General features: G+C 43.9%; 30 protein-coding genes and 1 other RNA gene. 16 read left to right on the top strand and 15 right to left on the bottom strand.

Annotation, left to right across the window (positions count from 1 at the left end; all coding sequences use genetic code 11):
• Positions 1 to 137 precede the first annotated feature (137 nt).
• The 5 genes from htpX to htpG all read left to right on the top strand — a co-directional run bounded on the left by htpX (position 138) and on the right by htpG (position 5,252).
• On the top strand, positions 138 to 1,040 hold the full coding sequence (htpX, locus tag ACYQ05_RS03460; protein WP_459818359.1) for a protease HtpX: 903 nt from the start codon (positions 138 to 140) through the stop codon (positions 1,038 to 1,040).
• 71 nt (positions 1,041 to 1,111) lie between these two features.
• Entirely contained in the window at positions 1,112 to 1,588 is a 477-nt protein-coding gene (locus ACYQ05_RS03455; RefSeq protein ID WP_459818357.1) for a hypothetical protein, read from the top strand.
• A gap of 64 nt (positions 1,589 to 1,652) precedes the next feature.
• Entirely contained in the window at positions 1,653 to 2,216 is a 564-nt protein-coding gene (tadA, locus tag ACYQ05_RS03450) for a tRNA adenosine(34) deaminase TadA (RefSeq protein ID WP_459818355.1), read from the top strand.
• A gap of 130 nt (positions 2,217 to 2,346) precedes the next feature.
• Complete coding sequence (locus tag ACYQ05_RS03445; protein ID WP_459818353.1) at positions 2,347 to 3,228, top strand: hypothetical protein; 882 nt, start codon at positions 2,347 to 2,349, stop codon at positions 3,226 to 3,228.
• Between the two features lie 134 nt (positions 3,229 to 3,362).
• Entirely contained in the window at positions 3,363 to 5,252 is a 1,890-nt protein-coding gene (gene htpG, locus ACYQ05_RS03440; protein WP_459818352.1) for a molecular chaperone HtpG, read from the top strand.
• Between the two features lie 229 nt (positions 5,253 to 5,481).
• Here the strand turns inward: htpG and ACYQ05_RS03435 are convergent, their stop codons facing one another.
• From ACYQ05_RS03435 to smpB, 3 genes are all read right to left on the bottom strand, one after another.
• Positions 5,482 to 5,883, bottom strand: coding sequence for a hypothetical protein (locus ACYQ05_RS03435; protein ID WP_459818350.1), 402 nt, complete (start codon positions 5,881 to 5,883; stop codon positions 5,482 to 5,484).
• A gap of 13 nt (positions 5,884 to 5,896) precedes the next feature.
• Positions 5,897 to 6,252, bottom strand: a transfer-messenger RNA (tmRNA) gene (gene ssrA, locus ACYQ05_RS03430).
• Between the two features lie 214 nt (positions 6,253 to 6,466).
• Positions 6,467 to 6,946, bottom strand: coding sequence for an SsrA-binding protein SmpB (gene smpB, locus ACYQ05_RS03425; RefSeq protein ID WP_459818348.1), 480 nt, complete (start codon positions 6,944 to 6,946; stop codon positions 6,467 to 6,469).
• 34 nt (positions 6,947 to 6,980) lie between these two features.
• On the opposite strand from smpB, the gene ACYQ05_RS03420 reads away from it, so the two are divergent.
• Both ACYQ05_RS03420 and ACYQ05_RS03415 read left to right on the top strand, forming a co-directional pair.
• The gene (locus ACYQ05_RS03420; RefSeq protein ID WP_459818346.1) at positions 6,981 to 7,421 is read left to right on the top strand and encodes a type II toxin-antitoxin system RatA family toxin; all 441 of its coding nucleotides are present in this window, start codon (positions 6,981 to 6,983) and stop codon (positions 7,419 to 7,421) included.
• Entirely contained in the window at positions 7,418 to 7,711 is a 294-nt protein-coding gene (locus ACYQ05_RS03415; protein ID WP_459818344.1) for an RnfH family protein, read from the top strand. Before ACYQ05_RS03420 ends, ACYQ05_RS03415 begins: the two co-directional genes overlap by 4 nt.
• 3 nt (positions 7,712 to 7,714) lie before the next feature.
• Here the strand turns inward: ACYQ05_RS03415 and ACYQ05_RS03410 are convergent, their stop codons facing one another.
• Positions 7,715 to 8,071, bottom strand: a complete 357-nt coding sequence (locus ACYQ05_RS03410) for an outer membrane protein assembly factor BamE (RefSeq protein WP_459818342.1) — start codon at positions 8,069 to 8,071, stop codon at positions 7,715 to 7,717.
• A gap of 57 nt (positions 8,072 to 8,128) precedes the next feature.
• On the opposite strand from ACYQ05_RS03410, the gene fur reads away from it, so the two are divergent.
• Positions 8,129 to 8,542: a ferric iron uptake transcriptional regulator gene (fur, locus tag ACYQ05_RS03405; protein ID WP_459818340.1), complete on the top strand. Its 414-nt coding sequence runs from the start codon at positions 8,129 to 8,131 to the stop codon at positions 8,540 to 8,542.
• Between the two features lie 71 nt (positions 8,543 to 8,613).
• On the opposite strand, the gene ACYQ05_RS03400 is transcribed toward fur, so the two are convergent.
• Genes ACYQ05_RS03400 through ACYQ05_RS03390 form a run of 3 tightly spaced genes read right to left on the bottom strand, consistent with a single transcriptional unit; the run spans position 8,614 to position 11,773 of the window.
• A complete protein-coding gene (locus tag ACYQ05_RS03400; protein ID WP_459818339.1) occupies positions 8,614 to 9,087 on the bottom strand; it encodes a copper chaperone PCu(A)C in 474 nt (157 codons plus the stop codon).
• Positions 9,077 to 9,697, bottom strand: coding sequence for an SCO family protein (locus ACYQ05_RS03395; RefSeq protein ID WP_459818337.1), 621 nt, complete (start codon positions 9,695 to 9,697; stop codon positions 9,077 to 9,079). The genes ACYQ05_RS03400 and ACYQ05_RS03395 overlap by 11 nt, the downstream gene beginning before the upstream one ends.
• A gap of 15 nt (positions 9,698 to 9,712) precedes the next feature.
• On the bottom strand, positions 9,713 to 11,773 hold the full coding sequence (locus ACYQ05_RS03390) for a TonB-dependent receptor domain-containing protein (protein ID WP_459818335.1): 2,061 nt from the start codon (positions 11,771 to 11,773) through the stop codon (positions 9,713 to 9,715).
• A 192-nt stretch (positions 11,774 to 11,965) separates the two neighbouring features.
• Between ACYQ05_RS03390 and ilvA the strand changes: the two genes are divergently transcribed.
• Positions 11,966 to 13,504: a threonine ammonia-lyase, biosynthetic gene (ilvA, locus tag ACYQ05_RS03385; protein WP_459818333.1), complete on the top strand. Its 1,539-nt coding sequence runs from the start codon at positions 11,966 to 11,968 to the stop codon at positions 13,502 to 13,504.
• A 62-nt stretch (positions 13,505 to 13,566) separates the two neighbouring features.
• On the opposite strand, the gene ACYQ05_RS03380 is transcribed toward ilvA, so the two are convergent.
• The 3 genes from ACYQ05_RS03380 to asd are packed head-to-tail and all read right to left on the bottom strand — an operon-like array spanning position 13,567 to position 15,597.
• Positions 13,567 to 14,283 carry a YebC/PmpR family DNA-binding transcriptional regulator gene (locus tag ACYQ05_RS03380; protein ID WP_459818331.1) on the bottom strand — a complete coding sequence of 239 codons (717 nt, stop codon included), beginning with the start codon at positions 14,281 to 14,283 and terminating at the stop codon, positions 13,567 to 13,569.
• Positions 14,284 to 14,317: 34 nt separating this feature from the next.
• Positions 14,318 to 14,656: a P-II family nitrogen regulator gene (locus ACYQ05_RS03375; protein ID WP_459818329.1), complete on the bottom strand. Its 339-nt coding sequence runs from the start codon at positions 14,654 to 14,656 to the stop codon at positions 14,318 to 14,320.
• A gap of 5 nt (positions 14,657 to 14,661) precedes the next feature.
• A complete protein-coding gene (gene asd / locus ACYQ05_RS03370; RefSeq protein ID WP_459818327.1) occupies positions 14,662 to 15,597 on the bottom strand; it encodes an archaetidylserine decarboxylase in 936 nt (311 codons plus the stop codon).
• Between the two features lie 85 nt (positions 15,598 to 15,682).
• On the opposite strand from asd, the gene ACYQ05_RS03365 reads away from it, so the two are divergent.
• The 4 genes from ACYQ05_RS03365 (at position 15,683) to ACYQ05_RS03350 (ending at position 19,134) form a co-directional block, all read left to right on the top strand.
• Positions 15,683 to 16,900, top strand: a complete 1,218-nt coding sequence (locus ACYQ05_RS03365) for an argininosuccinate synthase (protein WP_459818326.1) — start codon at positions 15,683 to 15,685, stop codon at positions 16,898 to 16,900.
• The gene (locus tag ACYQ05_RS03360) at positions 16,897 to 17,418 is read left to right on the top strand and encodes a phosphatidylglycerophosphatase A family protein (RefSeq protein ID WP_459818325.1); all 522 of its coding nucleotides are present in this window, start codon (positions 16,897 to 16,899) and stop codon (positions 17,416 to 17,418) included. Before ACYQ05_RS03365 ends, ACYQ05_RS03360 begins: the two co-directional genes overlap by 4 nt.
• Positions 17,419 to 17,479: 61 nt before the next feature.
• The gene (locus ACYQ05_RS03355; RefSeq protein ID WP_459818324.1) at positions 17,480 to 17,776 is read left to right on the top strand and encodes a rhodanese-like domain-containing protein; all 297 of its coding nucleotides are present in this window, start codon (positions 17,480 to 17,482) and stop codon (positions 17,774 to 17,776) included.
• A gap of 89 nt (positions 17,777 to 17,865) precedes the next feature.
• Positions 17,866 to 19,134, top strand: a complete 1,269-nt coding sequence (locus ACYQ05_RS03350) for a dicarboxylate/amino acid:cation symporter (RefSeq protein ID WP_459818322.1) — start codon at positions 17,866 to 17,868, stop codon at positions 19,132 to 19,134.
• A 45-nt stretch (positions 19,135 to 19,179) separates the two neighbouring features.
• Here the strand turns inward: ACYQ05_RS03350 and ACYQ05_RS03345 are convergent, their stop codons facing one another.
• Entirely contained in the window at positions 19,180 to 21,198 is a 2,019-nt protein-coding gene (locus tag ACYQ05_RS03345; RefSeq protein WP_459818320.1) for a cation:proton antiporter, read from the bottom strand.
• Positions 21,199 to 21,200: 2 nt separating this feature from the next.
• Complete coding sequence (gene nadC, locus ACYQ05_RS03340; RefSeq protein ID WP_459818318.1) at positions 21,201 to 22,061, bottom strand: carboxylating nicotinate-nucleotide diphosphorylase; 861 nt, start codon at positions 22,059 to 22,061, stop codon at positions 21,201 to 21,203.
• A 42-nt stretch (positions 22,062 to 22,103) separates the two neighbouring features.
• Between nadC and ampD the strand changes: the two genes are divergently transcribed.
• Positions 22,104 to 22,667 carry a 1,6-anhydro-N-acetylmuramyl-L-alanine amidase AmpD gene (ampD, locus tag ACYQ05_RS03335; protein ID WP_459818317.1) on the top strand — a complete coding sequence of 188 codons (564 nt, stop codon included), beginning with the start codon at positions 22,104 to 22,106 and terminating at the stop codon, positions 22,665 to 22,667.
• A gap of 2 nt (positions 22,668 to 22,669) precedes the next feature.
• Here ampD and ACYQ05_RS03330 read toward each other — a convergent pair whose 3' ends face one another.
• Positions 22,670 to 22,894 (bottom strand): uracil-DNA glycosylase, encoded by a 225-nt coding sequence (locus ACYQ05_RS03330; RefSeq protein ID WP_459818315.1) that lies wholly within the window; start codon positions 22,892 to 22,894, stop codon positions 22,670 to 22,672.
• 132 nt (positions 22,895 to 23,026) lie between these two features.
• Here ACYQ05_RS03330 and fldA point away from each other — a divergent pair, with 132 nt between their 5' ends.
• Positions 23,027 to 23,545: a flavodoxin FldA gene (fldA, locus tag ACYQ05_RS03325; protein ID WP_459818313.1), complete on the top strand. Its 519-nt coding sequence runs from the start codon at positions 23,027 to 23,029 to the stop codon at positions 23,543 to 23,545.
• Positions 23,546 to 23,614: 69 nt separating this feature from the next.
• Here the strand turns inward: fldA and ACYQ05_RS03320 are convergent, their stop codons facing one another.
• Positions 23,615 to 24,205 carry a 5-formyltetrahydrofolate cyclo-ligase gene (locus tag ACYQ05_RS03320; protein ID WP_459818311.1) on the bottom strand — a complete coding sequence of 197 codons (591 nt, stop codon included), beginning with the start codon at positions 24,203 to 24,205 and terminating at the stop codon, positions 23,615 to 23,617.
• A 199-nt stretch (positions 24,206 to 24,404) separates the two neighbouring features.
• Positions 24,405 to 24,674: a cell division protein ZapA gene (locus tag ACYQ05_RS03315; RefSeq protein WP_459818309.1), complete on the bottom strand. Its 270-nt coding sequence runs from the start codon at positions 24,672 to 24,674 to the stop codon at positions 24,405 to 24,407.
• 78 nt (positions 24,675 to 24,752) lie between these two features.
• On the opposite strand from ACYQ05_RS03315, the gene ACYQ05_RS03310 reads away from it, so the two are divergent.
• Positions 24,753 to 25,328, top strand: coding sequence for a UPF0149 family protein (locus ACYQ05_RS03310; RefSeq protein WP_459818306.1), 576 nt, complete (start codon positions 24,753 to 24,755; stop codon positions 25,326 to 25,328).
• Positions 25,329 to 25,336: the final 8 nt, after the last annotated feature.

Raw genomic sequence — 25,336 nt, 5'->3', positions numbered from 1 at the left:
TTTTTACCTATGATGCATAATGCCCCAAATACAGGGGATTTTTTTTGGTTAAAAAATGAGAATGATTAATAGGGGTTGAAACTTTATAAAAAATCCTTATAGTTGTTGAAGAACTTAAATGAAATAGGAGTATTTCAATGTTAAAAACCATCGGTTTATTTTTATTAACCAACATCGCCGTGATTGCAGTGGCTTCCATTGCCATGAGCGTGTTCGGTGTAGGTTCAATTTTGCAAGCCAATGGCGTGGATCTAAATTATGACAACCTGTTTATGTTTGCCATGATTTTTGGTTTTGCCGGTTCTTTTGTCTCTTTGGCGCTGTCCAAATTTATGGCCAAGCAACTCACTGGGGCGCAAGTGATCACTGAACCACGTAATGCAGATGAGACGTGGTTAGTGGAAACGGTTTATGCTTTGGCAGATAAAGCAGGCATTGGTCGACCTGAAGTCGCAATTTATGACTCGCCCGATCCAAATGCATTTGCTACAGGAATGAATAAAAACAATGCAATGGTGGCGGTTTCCACAGGATTATTGCGCAATATGACCAAAAATGAAATTGCCGCTGTTTTAGGGCATGAAGTCGCTCATATAGCCAATGGCGATATGGTGACCATGGCGCTGTTACAAGGGGTGGTGAACACTTTTGTGATTTTCTTTGCGCGCATCGCAGGGCACTTTGTTGATAGAATAATTCTTAAAAATGAAGAAGGCTATGGCATTGGATACTACGTGGCGTCATTTATTTTTGAAATTCTATTTGGCATCCTCGCCAGCATTATAGTCATGTGGTTCTCGCGCCATCGTGAATTCCGTGCAGACAAGGGGGGCGCCTATTTGGCAGGTAAAGAGAATATGATTGCCGCCTTGCGCCGTTTAGGCAGCATGGAACCTGGTGAATTGCCTGATCAATTAGCAGCATTCGGTATCAGTGACAAACCCAGCCGTTTAGGAGAGCTCTTTGCATCGCATCCGCCCATTGAAGAACGGATTGCCAAACTGGAAGCAACGCCAGAATCAGAGTTAAAAGTTGCCTAATGGCTTGCAATATGCGTCATAATAAAAACCTGCTTCGGCAGGTTTTTTTGTGTTTGTAAAGTGGATGTGTCATGAAACGGTTGCTTTGGAGTTTGATATTAGGTTTATTAATGGGGAAAAGTTTTGCTGCAGATCTGCCACTGGCTATAAATTTGCAACAGCTTGGGGAACAAGCGCGCAAAGCCCACATTCCGATAGTGCTTGTATTTACCTTTCAAGGGATTCGTTCTGGGGAGCAGCTAAAAGAAGAGGCTTTATTACCAGAATTGCGCAGTGGAGAACTGGATGGATTTGCTTTTTTTCGAGAAATTGTGGTGAATGATAATCGTAAAATTATCGATTTTTATGGTGAACCTACATCCAGTAAAGCCTTTCAACAGCTCTATAATTTGACCAGTTTGCCGGTGGTGATTTTTGTGAATGCTGATGGTGAACAGATTGCAGAACCCTTATTATCAGGGGCGTATGATTACTATGCCTTTTACCTAAAACAGCAGATCAATCAAGCCTTAAAGGCGCTAGGAAGCCCTAAGCAAATTCATCAGTAGTTTTGCTTTTTAGCTTGCATCCCACTCATGCAAAGGTCTCTCTATCAAATAAAAAAGGTTTATTATGCCGCATCTTGTCGAATCTCTTCAGAGAATGGTGGATATAGAAGTCGCTTGTCCTGAACAGTGGCCAGAGCATCAGAAACATACCTTTTGGATGCAGCAAGCCTTAAAAGTCGCAGATTATAGTGAGCAGTTGGGTGAAGTACCTGTTGGCGCAGTGGCGGTTGTGAAAGACCGTTTGGTATCAGTTGGTTGGAATGCCTCCATTTCTACCCATGATCCCACCGCACATGCCGAGGTGATGGCTTTAAGAGAGGCAGGTCAACATTTACAGAACTATCGACAACCACAAGTGACCCTATATGTCACCCTGGAGCCTTGTCCGATGTGTGCTGGCGCGATGGTACATGCTCGAGTAAAACAATTGGTGTATGGCGCTCCAGATTTAAAAACTGGCGCAGTGGATTCAGTATTTGGTTTGTTAAATGACCATCGGCTGAATCATCAGGTGTTCGTGATCGGGGGGGTGCTAGAAACGGAATGCCGTGAGCAGTTGCAAGCCTTTTTTAGGCGACGACGAGCAGAAAAGAAATTAGAAAAGAAGTTAAAACAAGAAACTGACTGATCATCATGTGAGCAAAATATGAAGTCTTTGTTAATCTATGGATAAAAATAATTGAGTTTCCTTTTTAGTTTTTTTTTTATGACAATAGTCATGCTTAATTTATTATTCATAAACAATTAAGGAAGGATTCATGAAGGGTTTAAAATCTATATTTATTTCTCTGGTTTTAATGGTGATGAGCCAATGGGTGTATGCAGCAGGCTATATGCCTTTTATCTTGGCGGATACCACAGGTGAATCAGTTGCGGATGCTTCAGCGAAGGTTGAACAGTCAGTGAAAAATAACGGTTTTGAAGTGGTTGGCAGTTATCAGCCGATGACAGGTGTGAAAATTATTGTGGTGACAAACGATGTGTTAAAAAATATTGCTGCACAATCTCAAAATGGTGGCTTTGGTGCGATGGAGCGCATTGCCATTGTCAATCGCAAGGGTACTGTCCAAGTTTCCTATACCAATCCTGCTTATTGGTGGAATGTCTATCGCATGAAAGGGGATATTACCCCCGTTCAAACGGCTTTGGAAACCGCATTAGGCAAGCAAAAAGCGTTTGGTGCGGATCAACCGCTTTCCGCTGAGGCTTTACGCGAATACCATTATAAATTTATGATGCCATACTTTGATGATGTGGATGATTTGGCCTATTATGAGAGTCATGAAGAAGGGGTTAGAACCATTGAAAATCATTTGGCAGCACAAAAAGCAGGGGTGTCTAAAGTTTATCGAATTGATCTTCCTGAAAGCAATATGACGGTATTTGGGGTACAGATGACTAAAGGCGAGGGTGCAGATGAAAATGTACTCAAATCGATTGATGTGGCCGAATACAGTCATGCGGCGCATCTACCTTATGAAATTTTAGTGGTGGGAGATAAAGCGATCGCATTAAATGGAAAATTTCGCATTGCCATCAGTTGGACAAGTCTGTCTATGATGGGATCCAACAGTTTTATGTCGATTGCCAATGCACCCGATGAGATTAAAGAAGCCTTGGAAGCTGTCGCAGAAAAATAATCGAAATCTTCTGTTATTTAAGTTATGTGCCCGCTTTATAGCGGGCTTTTGTATTAAATGGGCTTGAAAAAATAAGATCGATCCCCATTTACAGGGTACTTTTTTAATTTCAATGGAAAGGGAGAGAATAGACAATGTCTCAAAAGGAAACACATGCGTTTCAAACGGAAGTGAATCAGTTGCTCAAGCTGATGATTCATGCACTGTACAGTAATAAGGAAATTTTTCTACGTGAATTGGTTTCTAATGCATCGGATGCATTGGATAAGCTGCGTTTTGAAGCCATCTCTAATGATGCCCTTTATGAAGGGGATAAAGATCTTAAGATTGTAATCGACATTGATAAAGAAAATCGCAAGCTTTCCATTACAGACAATGGTATCGGGATGACGCGAGATGAAGTCATCAACAATATCGGGACCATTGCCAACTCCGGCACTAAAAAATTCTTAGAAAATCTAACCGGAGATCAAGCCAAAGATAGTAACTTAATTGGGCAATTTGGTGTGGGCTTCTATTCTGCCTTTATTGTGTCGGATGAAGTGACGCTAGAAACCCGTCGGGCTGGAGATGACCCAAAAAATGGAACTCGCTGGGTGTCAAATGGAGAAGGAGAATATACCCTCGAAACGATTGAAAAAGCGGAAAAAGGGACTTCAATAACTTTGCACCTTAAAGAAGATATGGACGAGTTCTTAGATGAGAGTCGAATTCGACATATCATTAAAACCTATTCAGATCACATTAGCTTCCCAATTTATTTGAATGCAGAGAAGTTAGATGAAGAAGGGAAACCCACTGGTGAGAAAGAACTTCAGCAGATTAATGAAGCTAAAGCGATCTGGACTTTGCCAAAATCGGAGCTAACCGAAGAAGATTACAACAATTTTTATATTTCAACTTTCCATGATTTTGAGCCACCTTTGGCTTATATCCATAATAAAGTAGAAGGTACCCTAGAGTACACTTCACTGCTCTATATTCCTCGCCATGCGCCGTTTGACTTGTACGATCGCGAGCGTCGTTATGGCTTGAAACTCTATGTTAAGCGCGTCTTTATTATGGATGATGCTGAAAATCTAATGCCTTCTTATTTACGTTTTGTACGCGGCATTATCGATTCAGATGACTTGCCATTGAATGTGTCGCGTGAAATCTTACAAAGCAATAAGGTCGTGGATACGATCCGTAAAGCCTCTGTAAAACGGGTATTAGATAAGTTGGCACAGATGGCGAAAGCGGAGGATCAGAGTGACTACAATACTTTCTGGGACACTTTTGGCCAAGTGCTCAAAGAAGGCATTGTTGAGGATTACGCCAATAAGGAAAAAATTGCCAAACTCCTGCGATTTGCATCGACTCAAACTGACTCTGCTGAACAACGGGTTTCATTAGAAGACTATGTAGACCGGATGCAGGAAGGGCAAGAAGCGATTTACTATATTATCGCTGATTCCTATGATGCGGCAGTCGGCAGCCCGCACCTAGAAATGTTCCGCAAAAAAGGTATTGAAGTCTTATTGTTAACCGATCGAATTGATGAATGGTTGGTGACTCATCTGACCGAATTTGACGGTAAGCCTTTAAAATCAGTGACTTCAGCCGACTTAAAAGAGTTTGAGGAAGAGGCTGAAAAAGAAGTTTCTGAAGAAGAGAAAAAAGAGCGTGAAGCTCTGGTAGAAAAAGTGAAAAAAGCATTAGGGGAAGAGGTGGCGGATGTCAAAATCACCCATCGACTCACCGATTCGCCTGCTTGCGTGGTGGATGCTGAAGGAGAAATTTCTTCTCATTTGGCGAAAATTATGGCACAGATGGGACAAGAAGCGCCCAAGCCTAAACAAGTATTGGAGTTGAATCCTGAGCATCCAGTCGTGAAAAAACTTGAGAAGGTGGAAGATGAGTCACAATTAAAAGAGTGGGCTCATTTCTTACTTGACCAAGCCAAATTGGCAGAAGGGGATCTACCGGAAAAACCTGCGGAATTTATTAAACGCATGAATAAACTGATCAGTGACATGGTTTAATCTCCTCTGCTCAATCTAAGAGCAACTTAAGCCCAGTAGAGTGTTCTCTATTGGGCTTTTTTTTTTAGAGACCTTTGCACGAGTGGGATGCGAGCTAAAAATGAGAAAAAATTTTCCATATCTAGGCGAGAAACGCAGGTAATAGCTAGCTATTGCTAAGTTTTCAAACAACGATAGGGAAAATTTTAGCCATTTTTAGCCGTAGAACCATCTCGTGCAAAGGTCTCTTTTAGGCTAAAAAAGACCTTTTTAGCTGAAGTGGCGCAATCACACCTTCTTCAGGAGAGGCGACCATGACACCGATTTCATAAAATTTCTCAATAAAATGTTTAATAATCTTTTGATCATAAACAACACGTTCGCGTTGATCTTGAGGAATGCCCAATGCCATAAAGCGTTCAGGATAAAGGCTGAAAAGATAAACCTCTTGCAGCATCAGATCATGTTTCGGTAATTGACCCGTACTAAAAAAACGTAAAACGGTTTTATAGGTCTCAAGCAAGCGGTTAGATTCCACTTCATTTAAATCGCCCAGTGCGATATACATCATTGAAGAGTCCATCGCCGTTTTAAATGCTGGATAGCCGGCTATGTTTTGAATATTATGTGTATTTTCTTTATTTGTCATCATTTAATGAGTGATGTGGTGGAGCTGGGGGGAGTCGAACCCCCGTCCGGAATGCCTCCATTTAAAAATCTACATGCTTAGTCAGTCTATTCATTTAACCAAACCGCTGCCCGACTGACAGGGATCACGGTTGGCGAGCTTGTTAGGTTTAGTTCTCTTCTGCCCAAGCACGCAGAGAGAACGATTCCGTGTAAGTCGATACAGACTAGGGGCCACGGACAACTGGCCTAGTCTGCACTAGCGGGAATTAAGCCGCTAGAGCGTAGTTATCGTCGTTTGCAACTATAACAAATGAACTAAGATTTACGAGCATCGTTCAGGCTCGGCATGCATTTTAAACTTTGTACATCCCGTCGAAACCAGTACAGCCCCATTATGGGTTGAAATAAGCTTTCGTATCCGTTATTGACTACAGATCATTCAATAGTGATCTGAAATGTCAAAAACAAAGCTTCAAACGGTTGTTTGGGAAAAGTTTAAAACGATTTCCTGCATTTTTCCCTGCAGGACTGGGGATTATAGCATTGAAAATGCCGTTGTTGAATGTTTATGGTGACAGAACTGCATTTTTCAAGACCTTTTGGGATTAGCGTGTGAGTTTCATAATCCGCTGTTTGTCTCTTTGCCAATCACGCTCTTTTTGAGCAGCGCGTTTATCGTGCAGTTTTTTCCCTTTAGCGAGCCCGATGGTCGCTTTGACCTTTCCTTTACTCCAGTGGAGGTCTAGAGGAATCAATGTGTAGCCTTGCTGTTCGATTTTGCCTATCAGACGATCGATTTCACGCCGATGCATGAGGAGCTTACGCAATCTCAGCGGGTCGTGTTGGCTGTGACTGGAAGCGGTAATCAAAGGGGTGATTAAGGCGCCAAACAGCCATGCTTCATTGTCTTTGATTAGGACGTAGCTTTCATTAATTTGTACTTTACCCGCACGCAAGCTTTTCACTTCCCAGCCTTCAAGCGCTAGACCTGCTTCGTGTGTCTCTTCAATAAAGTACTCGTGACGCGCCCGTTTATTTTGGGCGATGAGGTTGGATTTGTTTTGTTTTTTAGGTTTCTTTGCCATAATATGCAAATTATATAGTGTTTAAGGAAATTGGATGAAAAAAATCTCTCGAAGTGCACTGTTGCCTTATTCTGCTGAGCAGATGTATCGATTAGTCAATGATGTGGAAGCTTATCCGGAGTTTTTGCCCTGGTGTGGGGGCGCAAAGGTGATTGAGCAGGGAGAAAGCTTTATGGTGGCCAGTGTGACAATTGCCAAAGCGGGTATTCAGCAAACGTTTGTGACGCGTAATCATTTAGTGCCCAATCAACGGATTGAGATGCAGTTGATAGAAGGGCCTTTCCAAAGTTTGCTGGGTGAATGGGAGTTTAAGGCTTTGGATGAGCAAGCCTGCAAGGTGTTGTTGGACATTTCTTTTGAGATGAAAAGTGGCTTGCTGAGTAAGGCGATAGGGGCTGTTTTTGAACAGATTGCGTCAACGCTGGTAGAGGCTTTTTGTCAAAGAGCCAAACAAGTGTATGGTGAAAATGTATGAGTGAAACAAAAAAGATCCCGGTGGAAGTGGTTTATGCGTTGCCTGATAAGCAGTATCTTTATGAAATGGAGGTGCCTGAAGGGACAACGGTTGAGCAAGCCATTCAGCAATCGGGGATTTTAGAGGAAATCCCCGATTTAAATTATGAGAAGGTGGGGATCTTTTATAAGCCGGTTAAGTTGGATACGGTTTTAAAGGCGGGAGATCGTGTGGAGATTTATCGACCACTGATTGCAGATCCCAAAGCGCGTCGCCGCCAACAGGCGGCAAAAACAAAGCGTCGAAATTAAGCGTTACCAGAACAAGAAGTGTCTGTTTTTGAGGGTGACGGGCTCCCCCTCACGCCATTTGACTAGGTAGCCCTCTTGGTCATAGTCCACAATTATGTGATGCGCAACTTTTTTATCAAAGTCAGGATGAGTGGTATAAAAAATATATTCACTGTGTTTGGGATCAAAAAGATCCTTTCCCATTTCAGGGCCAAGCAGTGCTTCTACTTGGTCTCGAGTCAGTCCAGGTTGCAACTCATTTAACACCGAGATCGGCATGACGTTGCCTTGTGTGATCGGTGATTGATAGGGTTTGAGCCAGCTACAGCCGGTTAAGGATAAGAGCGTAGAGAGTGCAGCAAGCAAAAGTAAGCTTTTCATAGATGATCATTTTGTAGATTGTTATAATGGTGCTTATTATAAAGGACAAAGCTGATTATGAGTGGAGAAGAGTTAAAAAAAGTTGGGCTTAAGGTCACTCTGCCAAGGTTGAAGATTCTAAGAATTTTAGAGGATGCAGGAGAGGATCATCATCTGACAGCGGAAGATATTTACAATATTATGTTGTCGCAAGGAGAAGAGGTTGGATTAGCGACAGTTTATCGAGTGCTGACTCAATTTGAGGAAGCGGGTATTGTTCGTCGATTGAATTTTGAAAATAATGTCTCCATTTTTGAATTGGATACAGGGGATAATCATGACCATTTGGTTTGTTTAAGAACCAACAAGGTGAAAGAGTTTGTAGATCCCGTGATTGAGGATCGGATTAGACAGATTGCAGAAGAGAAAGGTTATGAGTTATCTGGTCACAGTTTGGTCATTTATGGCACTTTAAAAGACGCTGAAAAATAATCACTATCCAATTTTTAGATTTTAATGATAAAAGCCCTGAATCAGAACAGGGCTTTTTTATTGTCGGTCATTTATGGATGCATCATACGACCCATCATGGATTTTACTGGGGCAGTAATGGTTTTGTGACTGCCATCTTTAAAGGTTAAAGTCAGTTTGACCTTTTCCCCTTGTTTAATCGGTTTTACCGGTTTAATCAGCATAATATGATAGCCGCCTGGTTGTAAGTGCGTTTCACCATGAGCAGGTACTTTGATATTAGGAACCTGTCGCATTCTCATCACCCCGTGATCGTGGATATGGGTGTGCAGTTGTACGATTTTAGCAGCAGGGCTATTGGCCTGCGTTAAGTAGATGTCATGATCACTGTGATTTTTCAGCGTCATAAAAGCGGCTGTTGCCCTCGCCATGGGAGGCGCTTCTCTGACAAAAGGCGCTTTGACTTCAATTTCTTCTGCATCACTGCTGGCCTGAACAGAAAAGGGGAGGATCAGGCAGCTGAATGAGAAAGCCGCTGCTAATATTTTGCTTTGTTTACTGATCATGCGTTTTTTCTCCTAATTGTTGTTGGATGATTTGGATAAACTGATCTGGGGCTGAGGCATGAGGCAGTTGGGTGACCCAATGACCTTCAGGATCGATGACATAGGTAAATGCAGAGTGGTCAACACTGTAGTTTGGATCATTGCCTTCCTTATGAATCTTATAAATCACACCATACTGTTTGGCGACTTTGTCAATTTCCGCCCGAGTGCCAGTGAGTCCCAGAATATTGGCGTGATAAAAATCACTGTACTGTTGTAGACGTTTGGGTGGATCACGTTCAGGATCGACCGAAACAAAGATAATTTGCACCTGCTCTTGGAGCGGTTTAGGCAATCGGTTATAAGCGATGGATAGATTGCTTAAATTGGTTGGGCAAATATCTGGACAGTAGGTGTACCCAAAGTAAAGCAAAACGAGCTTGCCTTTAAAATCATGCAAAGAGACGGGCCCATTGACTGAGGTGAGGGTAAAGTCCCCCCCCTTAGGTTTTTCCGCCAACTTTATCGTCTCTGGCTGATTTTGGTTTGCGTGATGATTTTGCCATATCAGATAAAAAGCAATTGCCAAAAGGCTGACAACTGCGATGGTAATGAAGGTTTGCTTTTTCATCAATAGAAAGATTCCTTAAAATTGTGCTGAAACTTTGAGCCAAAAATTTTGACCGGGTTCATTGGTATGGATGATATTGCTCCCATCCACAGGGTCATAGCTTAAATGGCTATAGTAAGCGTGATTAAATAAATTATCTACCCCAGTTGAAATTTTAAAGGTACGGTTGACTTGATAGGCCACAAATAGATCTACTGTGCTCCAAGCAGGGGTTTTTTGATCTTGAGTATTTTTAGAGTCAACCTCACTCTGTTCTAAAGCAAAATTGAATCGTGCGCCACCTTCCCATTTTGCATGCATATAGTGGGCATTCAGTTGACCTGAAACAGGGGGCATCATGGCTAGATTACGGTGATCGGTGTCATTGTAACCTTTGGTTAAACTGAGTTTGCCAGTCAAATCCCAATCTTCATTTAAGAAATAAGTCGCAGAGGCGTTGGCACCATAGAGGGTGACATCGACATTGGTATAGATTTGAGCTTCATTGGTTTGAGCCGCGCTTGTTGTCAGGTCAGCTTGATTTTTCGCATTGTCTTGCAAAATATAGTCATTCACTCGGTCATACCATAGATTGGCTTGGTATTCCCATTGGATAAGTGTGCCTTTGATGCCTAAATCAAATTGGTTATGCTGTTCTGGTTTGAGATCTGGATTGCCCACCCAATTGGATTTCGCTGCAAAGCGCTCTGTCGCGTCTGCTGTTCGATAGGTTTGACTCAAGCCAGCAAACCATTGAGCTTGCTGAATGGGCAGTTTGCCATTCAGGCGAATTAAAAAGTTAAAATTGGCTTCATCTTGCTGGGTTTTACCACTGTAGGACTTATAAGTGTTTTGATAGTTTTGCTTAGGCGTACTGTTCCCAAATAATTCATTAGCACGTTTGGCTTTGGCATAAATGGCATCATAGCGGATGCCGGTTTTAAGGGTCAGTTGGCCGCTTAGAGGGGTGAGCCCTTCTGCAAAAGCGCTTTGTGTGCTGGTCAAAACATCGGGCCAGATCGCTGCTTTATTCTGACCCGTGGCCGTTTGCATAATCGCTTCTTTTTCAATGGATTGGAGTTGCACGCCATAGGTGATTTGAGTGGATTGCCATTGACTTTGTGCCTGAATTCTTGCTCCTTTGGTTTCTGAGCTGGTCGGGGTTTTCATTTTCATCCCAGTATTGGTGCGCAAGCTGTAATTGTCCATTAAATGGTCAACGGTTGTGCGATAGGCTTCCACTTTGAGTTGATTGATATTGGAGGCCACTTGTTTCTGTTCATACCCCAAACGCACCATATTGCCTTCTGTTTTTGGAGCATCCATTTTGGCACCGGGATAGAGCGCATCTTCTGTACGAGAGCGTTCCAAAGAGAGTTTAAATAAACGGTTGTGATCAGGTCGGTAGCCTAGATCGATATGTCCTTGTGTAGAGCGATAGCTGGAGCGGATGGTGTCACCATTCCCATCTTTATAGTTGTTGGCTTCTTTTTTATTGCCTTGTAATACCACATACCCCTGTTTCCCCACGGCTGAAACATCGGCGTTAGCATCATATTTCATAACATTTGAGGAGGTGAGAAGAGAGATTTTGCTATGAATGGCTTGATCAGGGTCATAAGCCGGAGGGGTGCGTTTAAAAATCAAGGTTCCGCCACTGCCGCCAGGACCATATTGTAAAGATTGGACGCCTTGGATCACGGTGACTTGATCATAACTGCTCACTTCCGTATAAGAGGTCGGTGGATCCATGCGGTTGGGACAGCCCCCTTGGATTTTCGCGCCATCTAACAGTACATTTAAACGAGAGGCCGATTGTCCGTGAATCACAGGATCCAAGCCATGTCCGCCTTTACGAATGGCATCGACACCATTTATCTGTTTTAACAGTGCGCCTGTTTCAGTGTTACCCTGATTAAGTAGGCTTTCAGAGGGTTGTGTTTGAATAGAAGGGGGCGTTTGTTCTAGATCTTGAGCTTGTACGGTCACTTCTGGAAGCGTCGTGCCATCGGTAACCTCTTCAGCCCAGACTGGGATCGAAACGAAATAGCTAGAGAGGATAAGTGTGGTCAAGGGGTTCAGTTTAAAAGCTGCCATTTAAAAGCCCTTTTTTTTATGGGGTTAATCAATTAAAGTTTGGCCTATTCTAATTAAAAAAGGGTGAAGAAAGATTTGAAGCAGTGTGAAGAGAGGCTTTCGTCAAGAATGGTCTATCTTGAAGCCCGAAAGAGGGGGAATTTGACTATAATAGACCGAGATTATGATTCACTTTGATTTAAGAGAGCTTTTATGCCCCAAGAGATATTACGCCAAGTTTTAAAAGTGCCTGTTTATGATGTTGCAGAAGAGACGCCCTTAGATCAAGCGCCTTTGCTCTCTCAGAGACTTAAACATCAAGTGTGGCTTAAGCGCGAAGATTTACAGCCTATCTTTTCTTTTAAACTGCGAGGCGCCTACAGCAAATTAGTCACCTTGACGGAGGCACAAAAAGCTGCTGGGGTCATTGCAGCCTCTGCGGGGAATCACGCGCAGGGGGTGGCGCTGGCCAGTCAAAAAATGGGTCTGCAAGCAATTATTGTGATGCCGCGCACCACGCCGCCTATTAAGGTGAATAATGTGAAAAGATTAGGCGGGAGTGTGGTGTTGTATGGCGACACCTATGATGAGGCGGCCGCACATGCAAAGCAGTTGGCAGAAGATAATGGCTATACCTTTATCCACCCTTATGATGATCTGGATGTAATTGCCGGACAAGGCACGATTGCTCTAGAGCTGCTGCGTCAAAAAAGTGATGGCTTTGATGCCGTTTTTGTTGCGGTAGGCGGCGGTGGTTTAATTTCCGGGATCGCTTCTGTCATTAAGCAAGTCTCTCCCCAAACCAAAGTGATTGGAGTAGAACCAGAGGATGCGGCCTGTTTAACCGCTGCACTAAAAGCGGGTGAGCGAGTGGTTTTGGATCATGTGGGCATTTTTGCGGATGGCGTCGCTGTGGCTCAGGTAGGTGAAATTCCGTTTCGTATTGCTCAGAAATGTGTGGATGAGATGATTACGGTGAATACGGATGAGATCTGTGCGGCAGTAAAGGATATTTTTGAAGACACGCGTGCGATTGCTGAGCCAGCAGGAGCTGTAGCGATCGCGGGGATGAAAAAATATGCAGAAGCTTTGAATGATCGTCAAGCTGAAAAGGGCGCACAAAAGTTTTGTGCCATTGTCAGTGGCGCCAATATGAATTTTGATCGCTTGCGTCATATTTCTGAGCGCACAGAGTTGGGCGAAAAACGAGAAGCCATTTTTGCGGTGACCATTGATGAGCAACCAGGCAGTTTTAAGCGGTTTTGTCAGCTATTAGGTCGACGGCAGATAACAGAATTCAATTACCGCTTTGCCGATCCTAAAAACGCAGTGGTTTTTGTCGGCATTCGCACTGAAGGGGGCGCTGCAGAAAAGACGGAAGTGTTGGAAATGCTTGCACAACATCAATATGCAGTGGTGGATATGTCAGATAATGAGATGGCAAAATTACACCTTCGGCATATGGTGGGAGGCCATGCAAAAGGTGTCGCGCATGAGTTGGTTTATCGTTTTGAATTCCCGGAACGCCCTGGTGCTTTATTGCAGTTTTTGACCCACATGAGTGAAGAGTGGAATATCAGTCTGTTTCACTATCGAAACCACGGCGCAGCCTTTGGTCGCGTATTGGTAGGGGTACAAGTGCCGCCTGAACAGTTTGAAGATTTTGAAATGTATCTACAAAACCTAGGTTATCCTTTTACAAATGAAAACCATAACTTAGGGTATCAACTGTTTTTAAGACCCACTGTTTAATTTGTTGAAAGTGATATTAAAGCATGAGCATGCCGTGATGGCATGCTTTGACGGAATGTGTTTTAAAGCTCTGCATCATGATAGACATTTTGCACATCGTCAACTTCGTCCAACATGTCTAAAAACTTATGCAACATCTCTAAATCTTCCCCTTCTACAGGATGCGTCATTTTGGGGACAAACTGAATCTCATCGACTTCAAAATCAATATTTGGGAAGGCTTGTGTAAGGTCGTTGCGGGTGGCGCCATATTCATTTTGCGGTGCGAAAACAGTGATTTTCCCATCTTCGGATTCAATATCGACCACATCAATATCCGCTTCCATCAAGGCTTCAAGCACGGCATCTTCATCGTCCCCTTCAAAAACAAAAACGGCCACATGGTCGAACATGTGGGCAACTGAGCCTTGGGTGCCGATTTTACTTTTGGTTTTGGTAAAACAGCTGCGGACATCGCCAAAAGTTCGATTTGGGTTATCGGTGAGGCATTCAACAATGACCATCGTATTGCCAGGCGCATAGCCTTCATAGCGAGCGACCGCATAGTCTTCACCGCCGCCGCCGCGCGCCTTTTCAATGGCTTTATCAATCACATGTGCAGGCACTTGCGCTTTTTTTGCACGCTCAATCAAGTGTGCCAGTGCTGGATTGGCTTCCACTTCAGGGCTGCCATTTTTGGCGCACATGTAGATCTCTTTACTGTATTTACTATAAAGTTTGGTTTTTTGAGCCGCCGTTTTGGCCATAGACTCTTTACGGTTTTGGAAAGCTCTTCCCATTCAATTCTCCATTAATGATAAAAATTAAAGCAGCTTAAAGTGCTTCTTGCCCGGTTTCACCTGTACGGATACGGATGGTTTCTTCAATTGGAGTGACAAAGATTTTGCCATCCCCAATTTTGCCAGTTTGCGCAGCATTGACAATGGCTTCGATGGCGGGTTCAACTTTTTCTTCAGGAATGGCAATTTCAAGTTTCAATTTCGGCAAAAAGTCGACAACATACTCTGCACCTCTGTACATTTCGGTATGCCCTTTTTGACGACCATAGCCTTTGACTTCGGTGACAGTTAACCCATCGATTTGCAGCTCATGCAGGGCATCACGTACATCATCGAGTTTAAACGGTTTGATAATCGCGGTAATCATTTTCATAGGTGTTATTCCTCAATTTCTGAAATACGAAATTCATTGTCCACTTCAGCTGAATCAGCGCTTATTGACTGTTCAGCTTCTTCGGAAGTGGGAAAGGTGGCAATTTTTTCGCCCATTTTAACAGCGGTGCCATTCTGAATCATCCCCAATTCAGGAATTTGGTTTTCTGGCGTCAGTAAAATGACGGTTGATCCCATATTAAAACGGCCAATTTCATCACCTTTTTGATAGGTGGGTTGTTCGGCATATTCCCAATGTTGCACTGTGGGTTGATAGGGCGGCGTGATTTTGCCTTCCCAGACGGTTTCCATGCTCCCGACAAAAATTGCGCCGACCATAATCAAGCAGAAGGGTCCTTTTTCGCCTTCAAAACGGATAACCAAGCGTTCATTGCGGGCAAACAAGCCCTCCACTTGACGCACTGTTGCAGGGTTGACAGAAAAGAGGTCACCTGGCACATAGGTCATGGAAAGAAGCTTGCCTTCATAAGGCATATGCACGCGGTGATAGTCTTTAGGGGAAAGATAAATGACAGCTGAATCGCCATTATAAAATTGTTTTGCATAACTAATGTCTCCGCCCAGCAGCGCTTCTAGGGTGTAATCATGGCATTTGGCTTGAATCAAAGTATGATTGTGGATATGTTGAGATTGGACGATCACCCCATCTGCGGGACTAACCAGGGCATTTTGACTAAAATCAATGGGACGCACACCGGGTTTTAGACTGCGCGTAAAGAAATCATTAAAAGTGGGGTAGTCGGTCACCTCTTCCAAGGCGGCTTCTGAAAGATCAATGCCATAAAGTTTGGTGAGCAGCTTAATTTGAGTGTTTTTAATCCAAGAGATGCGAATTTGCATAAATGCATGCATCCATGTAGAAAGCAGATGTTGTGGGAGGATGTATTGGGGTGCAACCTTAATAAAATCGAGTAAATTCATTCTGCGTAGCCTTATCAGAGAAGAAATACACATGATTTTACGGTATAATCCCGCTAATTTATAGCAATTTTTAAAAGGAAAGCGGATGTCAAAAATCAATAAAGTGGTGTTGGCGTACTCAGGTGGTTTAGATACTTCGATCATTGCCAAATGGTTGCAAGAAGAATATCAATGTGAAGTGGTGACCTTTACCGCGGATATTGGACAAGGAGAAGAGGTAGAACCTGCGCGTGCCAAAGCACAAGCGATGGGCATTAAAGAGATTTATATTGAAGATTTGCGTGAAGAGTTTGCGCGCGACTTTGTCTTTCCGATGATGCGAGCCAATGCGATTTATGAAGGTGAATACCGTTTAGGAACCTCTATTGCTCGTCCACTGATATCTAAAAGATTGGTTGAAATTGCGCAAGAGACCGGTGCTGATGCCATTGCGCATGGTGCGACCGGTAAGGGGAATGATCAGGTACGTTTTGAGCTGAACGCCTATGCGTTGATGCCGGATGTTAAGGTGATCGCTCCATGGCGGGAATGGGATTTGACGTCACGTGAAAAGTTAATGGCCTATGCCGAAAAACATGGCATCCAAATTGAAAAAACAAAAGGAAAAAAATCGCCTTATTCGATGGATGCGAATCTGTTGCATATCTCTTATGAAGGCGGCATTATCGAAGATCCGGCCAATGAACCAGAAGAAGATATGTGGCTGTGGACCGTTTCCCCCGAAGAAGCACCTGATGAACCTACTTATTTGGAGATTGAATATAAGCAAGGGGATATTGTCGCGATTAATGGTGAGACTATGTCGCCCGCAACGGTTATGGAATATCTCAACAAAGTGGGAGGGGAAAATGGCATTGGACGCGATGATATCGTTGAAAACCGTTTTGTCGGTATGAAAGCGCGCGGCTGTTATGAGACACCAGCCGGGACCATTATGTTAAAAGCGCACCGTGCAATGGAGTCGCTCACCTTAGATCGCAATGCCGCTCACCTTAAAGATGATTTAATGCCGCGTTATGCAGAAATGATCTATAACGGTTTTTGGTTCTCACCAGAACGTAAAATGCTGCAGGCGTTAATCGATGAGTCACAAAAATTTGTCACGGGTACCGTGCGTGTGAAATTGTATAAAGGCACCGTGATGGTGGTGGGTCGTTGGTCAGATTACAGTTTGTTCGATGAAGCGATTGCTACTTTTGAAGAAGACAATGGCGCCTATAACCATAAAGATGCGGAAGGCTTTATTAAATTGAACGCCCTGCGTTTACGCATTGAAGCGAAAAAAGGGCGTGACCTGAAGTGAAGCCGGAGCTGCCCGCTGAAGCCTTAACGTCTAAACAAGCGCCCACATTTCGGGCGCTTTTTCATTATCCGGTGCTGTTTTTTGGCTTTGGTCTGGGATCAGGTCTTCTGCCAAAAGGACCAGGAACCTGGGGTACTTTAGTCGGCGGATTGCTGTTTCTACCGGTACTGTTAACCGCCCCTACCTTAGCTTGGGGACTTGCCATTTTAGGGACGGTGTTTGGCAGTTGGATCTGTGGTCGTTCGGCGGAAATGGTTGGCGTGCATGATCATGGCGGCATTGTTTGGGATGAATTTGTTGCCATTTGGTGGGTGTTACTTTTTCTTCCTCAGCAAAATTTACTCTATTGGCTGTTGGCCTTTGGGTTATTTCGTCTGTTTGATATTTGGAAACCTTGGCCGATTAAACAGGTGGATGCCAAAGTCGACGGAGGCTTTGGAATTATGCTAGATGACCTTTTGGCTGCGCTCTATTCCATAGGCATTATTTGGGTTGTGTCATCTATTTTTTTTATTTGAGTGAAATCGGGTAAAATGACCTATTATTTTCAATAACATTTTCAATAACTAGGAGTTTTGGATGTTTATCTCTTGCGAAGAAGCAAAAAATTTAATCAAAACAAAAAATGCGCAGTTAGTGGATGTGCGCACCCCAGAAGAGTACGCCATGAGCAAATTGCCTGGCGCGGTCAATATTCCTTTGCAAGATATTGATGCGGTCGCTGATGCTGAGTTGGACGACAGTCGTCCTGTGATTGTTTTTTGTCGTTCAGGACAACGTTCCCATATAGCACAACAAATTTTATTGTCCAAAGGCTTTGATGAAGTGTATAACATGGGGCCCTATCAAGCTTGGTATCAGTGTCCTGATGTTTAGGAAAACAAAATAAATGATGTATAAAAAAGCACCCTTAGAGTATATCTCAGGGTGCTTTTTTGTAGGTTAGAAATAAAAAGGGAAGGAACATGAAACTCAATAAAATAGCGCTACATTGGCAAATTCTGATCGCTCTGGTTTTAGCGGTTATTATGGGATCGGTGACCGGCACAGAGGGCACACTGTTTGGCATTCACTGGATGCCGGTCTATGTGTTTATTGGTACACTGTTTTTAAATGCATTAAAAATGATTGTGGTGCCCTTAGTGGTTTCTGCCATTATCAGCGGGATTGGTGCCATTGGGGATCAAGGTGGGTTTGGACGGCTTGGCCTAAAAACCTTGGCTTATTATCTCTTTACCAGCTTTATGGCCATTATGATCGGATTGGTGCTGGTCAATGTGATTCAGCCAGGTGTTTCTGATCTCCCTCCGCCGACCATTGAGCAAAATACGCACGTCGAAGAAGCGGTGGCTGGGAAAGGCATGAGCGATATTGCGGAAATTTTTATTCGCATGATTCCGACCAATGTCGTGGCTGCGGCGGCTGATGGACAGATGTTAGGACTGATTTTCTTTAGTTTGCTGTTTGGCTATTTTCTGACACAAATCCATGGTGAACCGCGCAAAACCCTGCAAAATTTTTGGCAAGGGGTCTTTGATGTGATGATGAAAATTACCGATTGGATTATGAAATTTGCGCCTTTGGGGGTGTTTGGCCTGGTGGCAGCTTCCATTGCGAAAACGGGATTTGACCAATTTGGTCATCTAGCGCTGTTTTTCCTAACGGTGGTGCTGGCTTTGTCGATTCATTTTTTTGTGGTGATGCCTCTGATTTTACGTTTTATTGGCGGTGTGAAAAATCCTTGGCTGCATTATGAAGCGATGCTGCCAGCCTTATTGACGGCCTTTTCGACCAGTTCTTCTGCCTCAACGCTGCCAGTGACGCTTGAGTGTGTGGAAGAGCGTGCAGGGGTGTCCAATCGCATTTCGAGTTTTGTGCTGCCTTTGGGGGCAACTGTTAATATGGACGGGACCGCACTTTATGAGTGTGTGGCCGCTATTTTTATTGCTCAGTTATTTGGGGTGCATTTAGATTTAGCGACGCAGTTATTAATTGTTTTTGTTGCGCTGACAACTTCTATTGGCGTGGCAGGGATTCCTTCAGCCAGTTTGGTCGCCATCAGCATTATTTTGGTTGCGGTGGGTCTGCCGGCGGAAGCGATTGGATTACTGCTGGTGGTGGATCGCTTGCTTGATATGATGCGCACCACCGTGAATGTTTTTAGTGATTCTGTAGGCGCGGTGGTGATCGCACGTTCAGAAGGCGAAGAGGTATTGACAGAAAAAACGTTTTAAGTGTGCTTATAAACTTTAACTTTTTATAAACTTTGTAAAAGCCCCTTAATTGGGGCTTTTTTTATTTTTAGAAGTAAATTTTCCTTTTAGAATCGCTTTTTCCAGTCGGGCGATATCTTTAGGCGTGCCTTTAAGAATGAGTTTATCATCGGCGTGAATCTCAGTGCTGGCATCAGGATTTTCACCGCGGATGCCATGATGTTTCACCGCTTTGAGTTGAACGTCATACGCTTCAAAAGGGATGTCCCCCACAGTTTGTCCCACCATGGGGTTATCGGCTTCAATATTAAGTGGGGTGATGATGTTTTTCATGACCTGATGTTTTTCGGTTTCTGCTGTTTCGCCTTCCCCTGGATAGAAGCCATCCAATAAGTTATAACGATTTTTGCGTACTTCACGTGTTTCTCTAAGGACTTTACTGGGAGGGACACCCAGCATAATCAATAGATGAGAGGCCAGCATAATGCTGGATTCAAAAGTTTCTGGAATGACTTCGGTGGCGCCTTCTTTGAGCAACTCTTCCAAATGGGTGTCATCAGAGGTCCGAACCAACACGGGTAGATTGGGCGCCACTTGTTTGATGCTGCGTAAACTTTTTAGGGCGGTGTGATAATCATCAAAGGTGATAACAGCGTTTTTGGCATCTTGGATATGCGCCGCTTTTAAAAGGACCGGGTTGGCTGAATCTCCAAAAAAAGCGGGTTCTCCAGCTTCTTGGGCCTCCTTCACACGCTGAATGTCTAAGTCTAAGGCGACATAAGGGATACTGTTTTTTTCTAAAAATTTTGCCACAGTTTGTCCGACGCGACCAAAGCCCAAAATGACGACATGATTTTTGAGGAAGTGGGTTTGGTGTTCAATAGCGGCTGCTTGCTCTTCGAAATTTTTTAAGTAGCTGCGGCCAAAAAGGGCTTTTGTGATTCTGCCATTGTATTTGATTAGGAAAGGTGCAATCATCATGCTGAGGACAGCTGACGTTAACAACACCTGACCTAAGGGTTGAGGAAGCAGTTGATCGCTAAAGGCCAGGCTCATTAACACCAGTCCAAATTCCCCGACTTGGCCTAAAGACAGTGCTGTTCGTAATGAAACTCCGCTGGGTTTTTGAAACAGCCTCATTAAGAGAAAAATGAGTCCAATCTTGACAGAGATAATCAAAAAAGTGAGCAGGAGAATTTGTATAAAGTGATTAAAAATGATTTCAGGCGAGATTAACATGCCGATAGTGACAAAGAAAAGTCCCAATAGGACATCTTGAAATGGACGGATGTCAGCTTCAATTTGATGGCGATATTCAGTTTCCCCCAGCATAATGCCAGCGATAAAAGCGCCCAGCGTCATGGAAATACCCATCTCTTCGGTGAAGGCCGCTGCGCCCAAAATAACGGTGAGAACGGCTAAGGTAAAAAGCTCTGCGGATTTGGCAGCGGCGACTTCATGAAACAGCGGGCGTAAAAGATAGCGACCTACAATAAACAGGATGCTGATGACAATGAGTCCATTGATAAAGGCATGAAGCAGATCTTGTAGGATTTTTGTATCATTTGAGGCGCCACTTAATGAAGGGATTAAAATTAATAAAGGAATCGCCATTAAGTCTTGAAAAAGGAGAATGCCGACGGCCGCTTTACCGTGTCGAGTTTGCAGTTCAGATTGTTCGACCAGTTGCTTAATGACAATTGCAGTGGAAGAGAGGGCAAATGCACTGCCAATCACAATGGCCGCTTTAGCCTCTAGTCCAAGCCAAATAGCGATCCAGTAGAAGGCAATAGCCGTGATGCCGACTTGGAAAGTGCCCAGTCCAAAAACCAGTTTTCGCATGGCCCACATTTGGGCAATGGAAAATTCTAAGCCGATGGCAAAAAGCAGAAAAACAATGCCAAATTCGGCTAAAAAGTGGATATTTTCTTCATCTTGAATCCAGCCAAAACTGTAAGGGCCAACCAAAATCCCAACTAGGATATAGCTGAGAATGGGCGGAAAATGGAGGCGACGCGCAATCGCTACGGTGACCACGGCAGTGGCTAATAAGATGACTGAATGTAACAGTGCATGATCGCCCATGTTTAAGACTCCAGTTGAAATCGCATTGAGTAATCAATGGCGTGCAGGTGTTTGGTGAGCGCACCTGTTGAGATAAAGTCGACGCCAGTGGCTGCGAGCTCTGCCAGCCGATCGATTTCAACATTCCCTGAGACTTCTAATTTGGCGCGACCTTTGACGGTCATCATCACCGCTTGTTGGATGTCAGTAAGGGTAAAATTATCGAGCATAATAATGTCGGCTTGTGCGGCCAGAGCTTGTGCCACTTCGTCAAGGGATTCTGTCTCTACTTCAACAGGAACTTCTGGGTGCAGTTTTTTGGCTTGTGTCACCGCTTGCTGAATACCGCCTGCGGCCATAATATGATTCTCTTTGATTAAAATGGCATCATAAAGACCGATTCGATGATTTTGACCACCACCACACTGTACCGCATATTTTTGCGCCAGTCTTAAACCGGGCAGGGTTTTACGCGTATCAAGCAGTTGGGTGGGTGAATCCACTTTTTTAAGTTTTTGCACATAATGGGCCGTGGTGGTGGCCGTGCCAGACAGGGTTTGCAGGAAATTCAGGGCGCTGCGTTCTCCGCTGAGTAAAGCGCGGGCATTGCCTTGTAATGTACAGAGGCACTGATTGGGTTGAACGGATTCACCCTCTTGGCAATGCCATTGGATCTGAATTTGGTTATCGAGTTGTTGAAACACTGCATCAAACCAAGGTCGACCGCAAACAATGGCAGGCTCTTTCACAATCACGGTTGCGGTGGCTTGCACTTGTGGATCGATGAGTTCAGCGGTCAAGTCGCCCGCATTTCCTAGATCTTCTTTGAGGGCCAAGCGGACATTGTCGGTAAGATCAGCAAAGTAGTCGATATTTTTTTTCATAAGATTTTTGTCTTGATGGATTGTTCGCTTATTATAACGGCTATGGCATATCAAATTGACAAAGAACAGGGGCGAATTTATCCTGCTAAATGGGTAAAAAGTCCGAATTATGATGCGCGACCAGAAGGGGTTGAACCCAATTTAATTGTGGTGCATGGAATTAGTTTGCCGCCCAATCAGTTTGGAGGTGAGGGCGTCGAGCAACTGTTTACCAATAGGTTAGATCCTAATGCACATCCTTACTATCGAGAAATTGCGCATCTGAAGGTTTCGTCACACCTTTTTATTCGTCGAGATGGCGAGGTTGTGCAATTTGTGGCCTTCCATCAACGCGCTTGGCATGCTGGGGTTTCTCGTTGGCAAGGACGCGAACGCTGTAATGATTTTTCCATCGGCATTGAGTTAGAAGGCGCGGACCATCTGCCTTATCGGGCTGAGCAATATGTGGTGTTGGCAGAGGTGATTCAGGCGTTGCAGCAAACCTATCCGATTGAACAAGGTGCTGTGGTCGGGCATTGCGATATTGCTCCTGAACGAAAAACCGATCCAGGAGAGATGTTTAATTGGGGGGCGCTAAAGCGGCTCATGCACCATAACGCTGTTTGAGCTTATACGACCCAACCTTTAGTCGTTTTTGGAGGCTTGTTCTGAATCTGTTTTTTCGGTGAAAATTTAAGACACGCTTCCCCAGAAGCTTCAAATACCACGACGGAGGGCAGTTGTGCGGTTTTAAAGCCAAAAGCTTTGCAGCCTCGGGGTTGACTGGCTTCCCAAGTGATATAAAAATGACGGCATTGAAAACAATCAATGGGTTCTGGAGACTTGGTCTTCATAAGAAATTTTCATTATGAGAAATAAATTTTTTTCAGTGTATATTATGGCGGCTATGCTATGATTGTGCAAAACTAATATCAATTATAAGGTTTAAAGTCGATTTTATTAAAAAAAGATAAGGAATCAAAAACATGAGTAAAATTGGTCTTTTTTATGGCACTGACACTGGCAATACTGAGCGCATCGCGGACATGATTAAAGATAAGATTGGCGAGGATAAAGTTGATGTATATGATGTGGCCACCGCTTCTGCAGAAGACTTTGCCAAATATGACAAGATTATTTTAGGTCAGCCCACTTGGTATTATGGCGAGCTTCAATCCAGTTGGGATGATTTTTGGGAAACTTTTAAGACCATCGATTTCACGGGGAAAACCGTGGCCTGTTTTGGTTTAGGCGATCAAGCGGATTATTCAGAGTATTTCTTAGATGCGATGGGGATGATGCATGATGTCGCGGTCGAAAACGGGGCGACCCCTGTCGGTTATTGGCCTACTGAGGGCTATGAATTTGATGAATCCAAAGCAGTTACGCCGGATGGTGAGTTCTTTGTAGGCTTGGCCATTGATGAAGATCAGCAGCCTGAATTAACCGAAGAGCGTGTGACACAATGGGTGGAACAAATTAAAGAAGAGATGGACATTGAGTAAGCCTTAAACAGCTTTAAAAATGTCAAAAACCCCAGTCCTGCCATAACGCAGGACTGGGGTTTTTAGGTTTTAGGCATTGCGTTTAGGGCGATAAATCTGTTTTTCTGTGACAATCGCATCGAGGGGAACGTCCCAAGGTTGAGCATCAATATGCGCTACTTTTTGGCACTCATGTGCCCAACCGATCAGTTTGGGGCGTTCCAGATGGAGTCGGCGTTTGAATGCAAAAGTTCGATCGTAGAAGCCGCCTCCCATCCCGATGCGATGGCCTTGTTCATCAAAGCCAACCAGCGGGGTGATGACCACTTCTAATTGATTGCCAAAACGGTGTTGGTGATCGACAGTCATCGGTTCTGGAATGCCGAATTTGGCAGGAAGCAGTTGGCTCTCAGGCGTAAAAGGGGCAAACGCCATCGGACGACCCCTAAGCGTGTTTAAGACGGGAAGATAGACGTGATGGCCTCTTTGCCACAAAGCTTGAATCAAGGGTTCAGTGGACAGTTCTCCTTTTTGGGAAAGAAAAACGGCAATATGTTTACTGCGCTGTAACCAAGGGCTTCTTAACAACTTTAGCGTCGCTTGTTCTGCATGATGGATTTGTTGAAGAGGAGAGAGGGATTGTCGGATTTGACGCAGTTGTTGTCGTAAGGATTGAGACATAGAAAGTGCTCATAAATAGGGCGATATGCGCGATGAGAATTCTCCCTGAACCGTGAAGTTCAGGTGGCAGCCTCCTCATACCGCTTAGGATTTTCAGGTTAGGCTTGCGCCTAATGAACTTCTCACCACGATATGATCTGGCCCCAAGGTTGTTAGCATCGGCAGGGGGTTTATCCCATCGCACATACCTTGATTTCTATTATAGTGATTTTTCTTCTGTAGGTAAAGCATTCAAGGTTTCTTCCATCTGCTGATCTAGATGCAGACAGTATTGAAGGGTTTCATTTTTCATCTGTAAATAGTCATAGCAGAGGTTGAGCGCCACCATTAAAACCTTACTTTCGCCTCTTAAATGGGGCATTTGTTCAAGCTTTTCTTCCAATAAGGTGGCCGCTTCAATCAGTCTTGGTTTGTCTTCTTCTTTGCATGGGATCTCAAAAGTGTGATTCATCAGGGTTAAAGTCAGCATGGGTCATCCAATCGTTATGGGTTTTTATGTTATTATTTATGATATTTGATAATAATAAAAGGTCGAAATGAAATAAAGATGAACTTTGAAGAGATAAATGAAACTTTAAGTGGTTATGGACAACTGGAGTCTCCTAGCTTTTTGCAAGGCATGTTGGCGGGTTTGATCAGTGGTACCGGGGAAATCAGCGAATCGGCATGGATAAAAAAACTGCTGCAAGAAGCTGGCGTCAAAAAGATTAAAGAGTCTCTTTTAAAAGTGTTGCATCAGCTGTATGTGGAGACTGAGCGTGGATTGAACAGCTCTGGCTTTGAATTTGAATTGTGTCTACCTGATGACGATCAGGATATGATGTTTCGTGCTGCGCTATTAGCGCAATGGGCTGAAGGGTTTTTATATGGCATCGGGTTGTCAGAAAAGGATCTGTCTAAAGTCAATCCTGAAGTGAAAGAGTTTCTAGAGGATTTAGCCGAAATTGCGCGACTGGATGTGTCCGATTTGGCCGATGATGATGGCGTTGAGTCAGAGAATGCGTTGATGGAGGTTTTAGAGTTTATTCGTATGGGCACCTTGCTAGTGAATGAGGTCCTCAACCCGAAAAAAGGGCAGCCCATTATGGATCCCTCGCTTCCTAAAAATGCCACCATCCATTAAAAAGTAAA

The organism is Galenea microaerophila (assembly GCF_054657255.1).
This window is presented reverse-complemented; position numbering and strand designations above follow the sequence as displayed.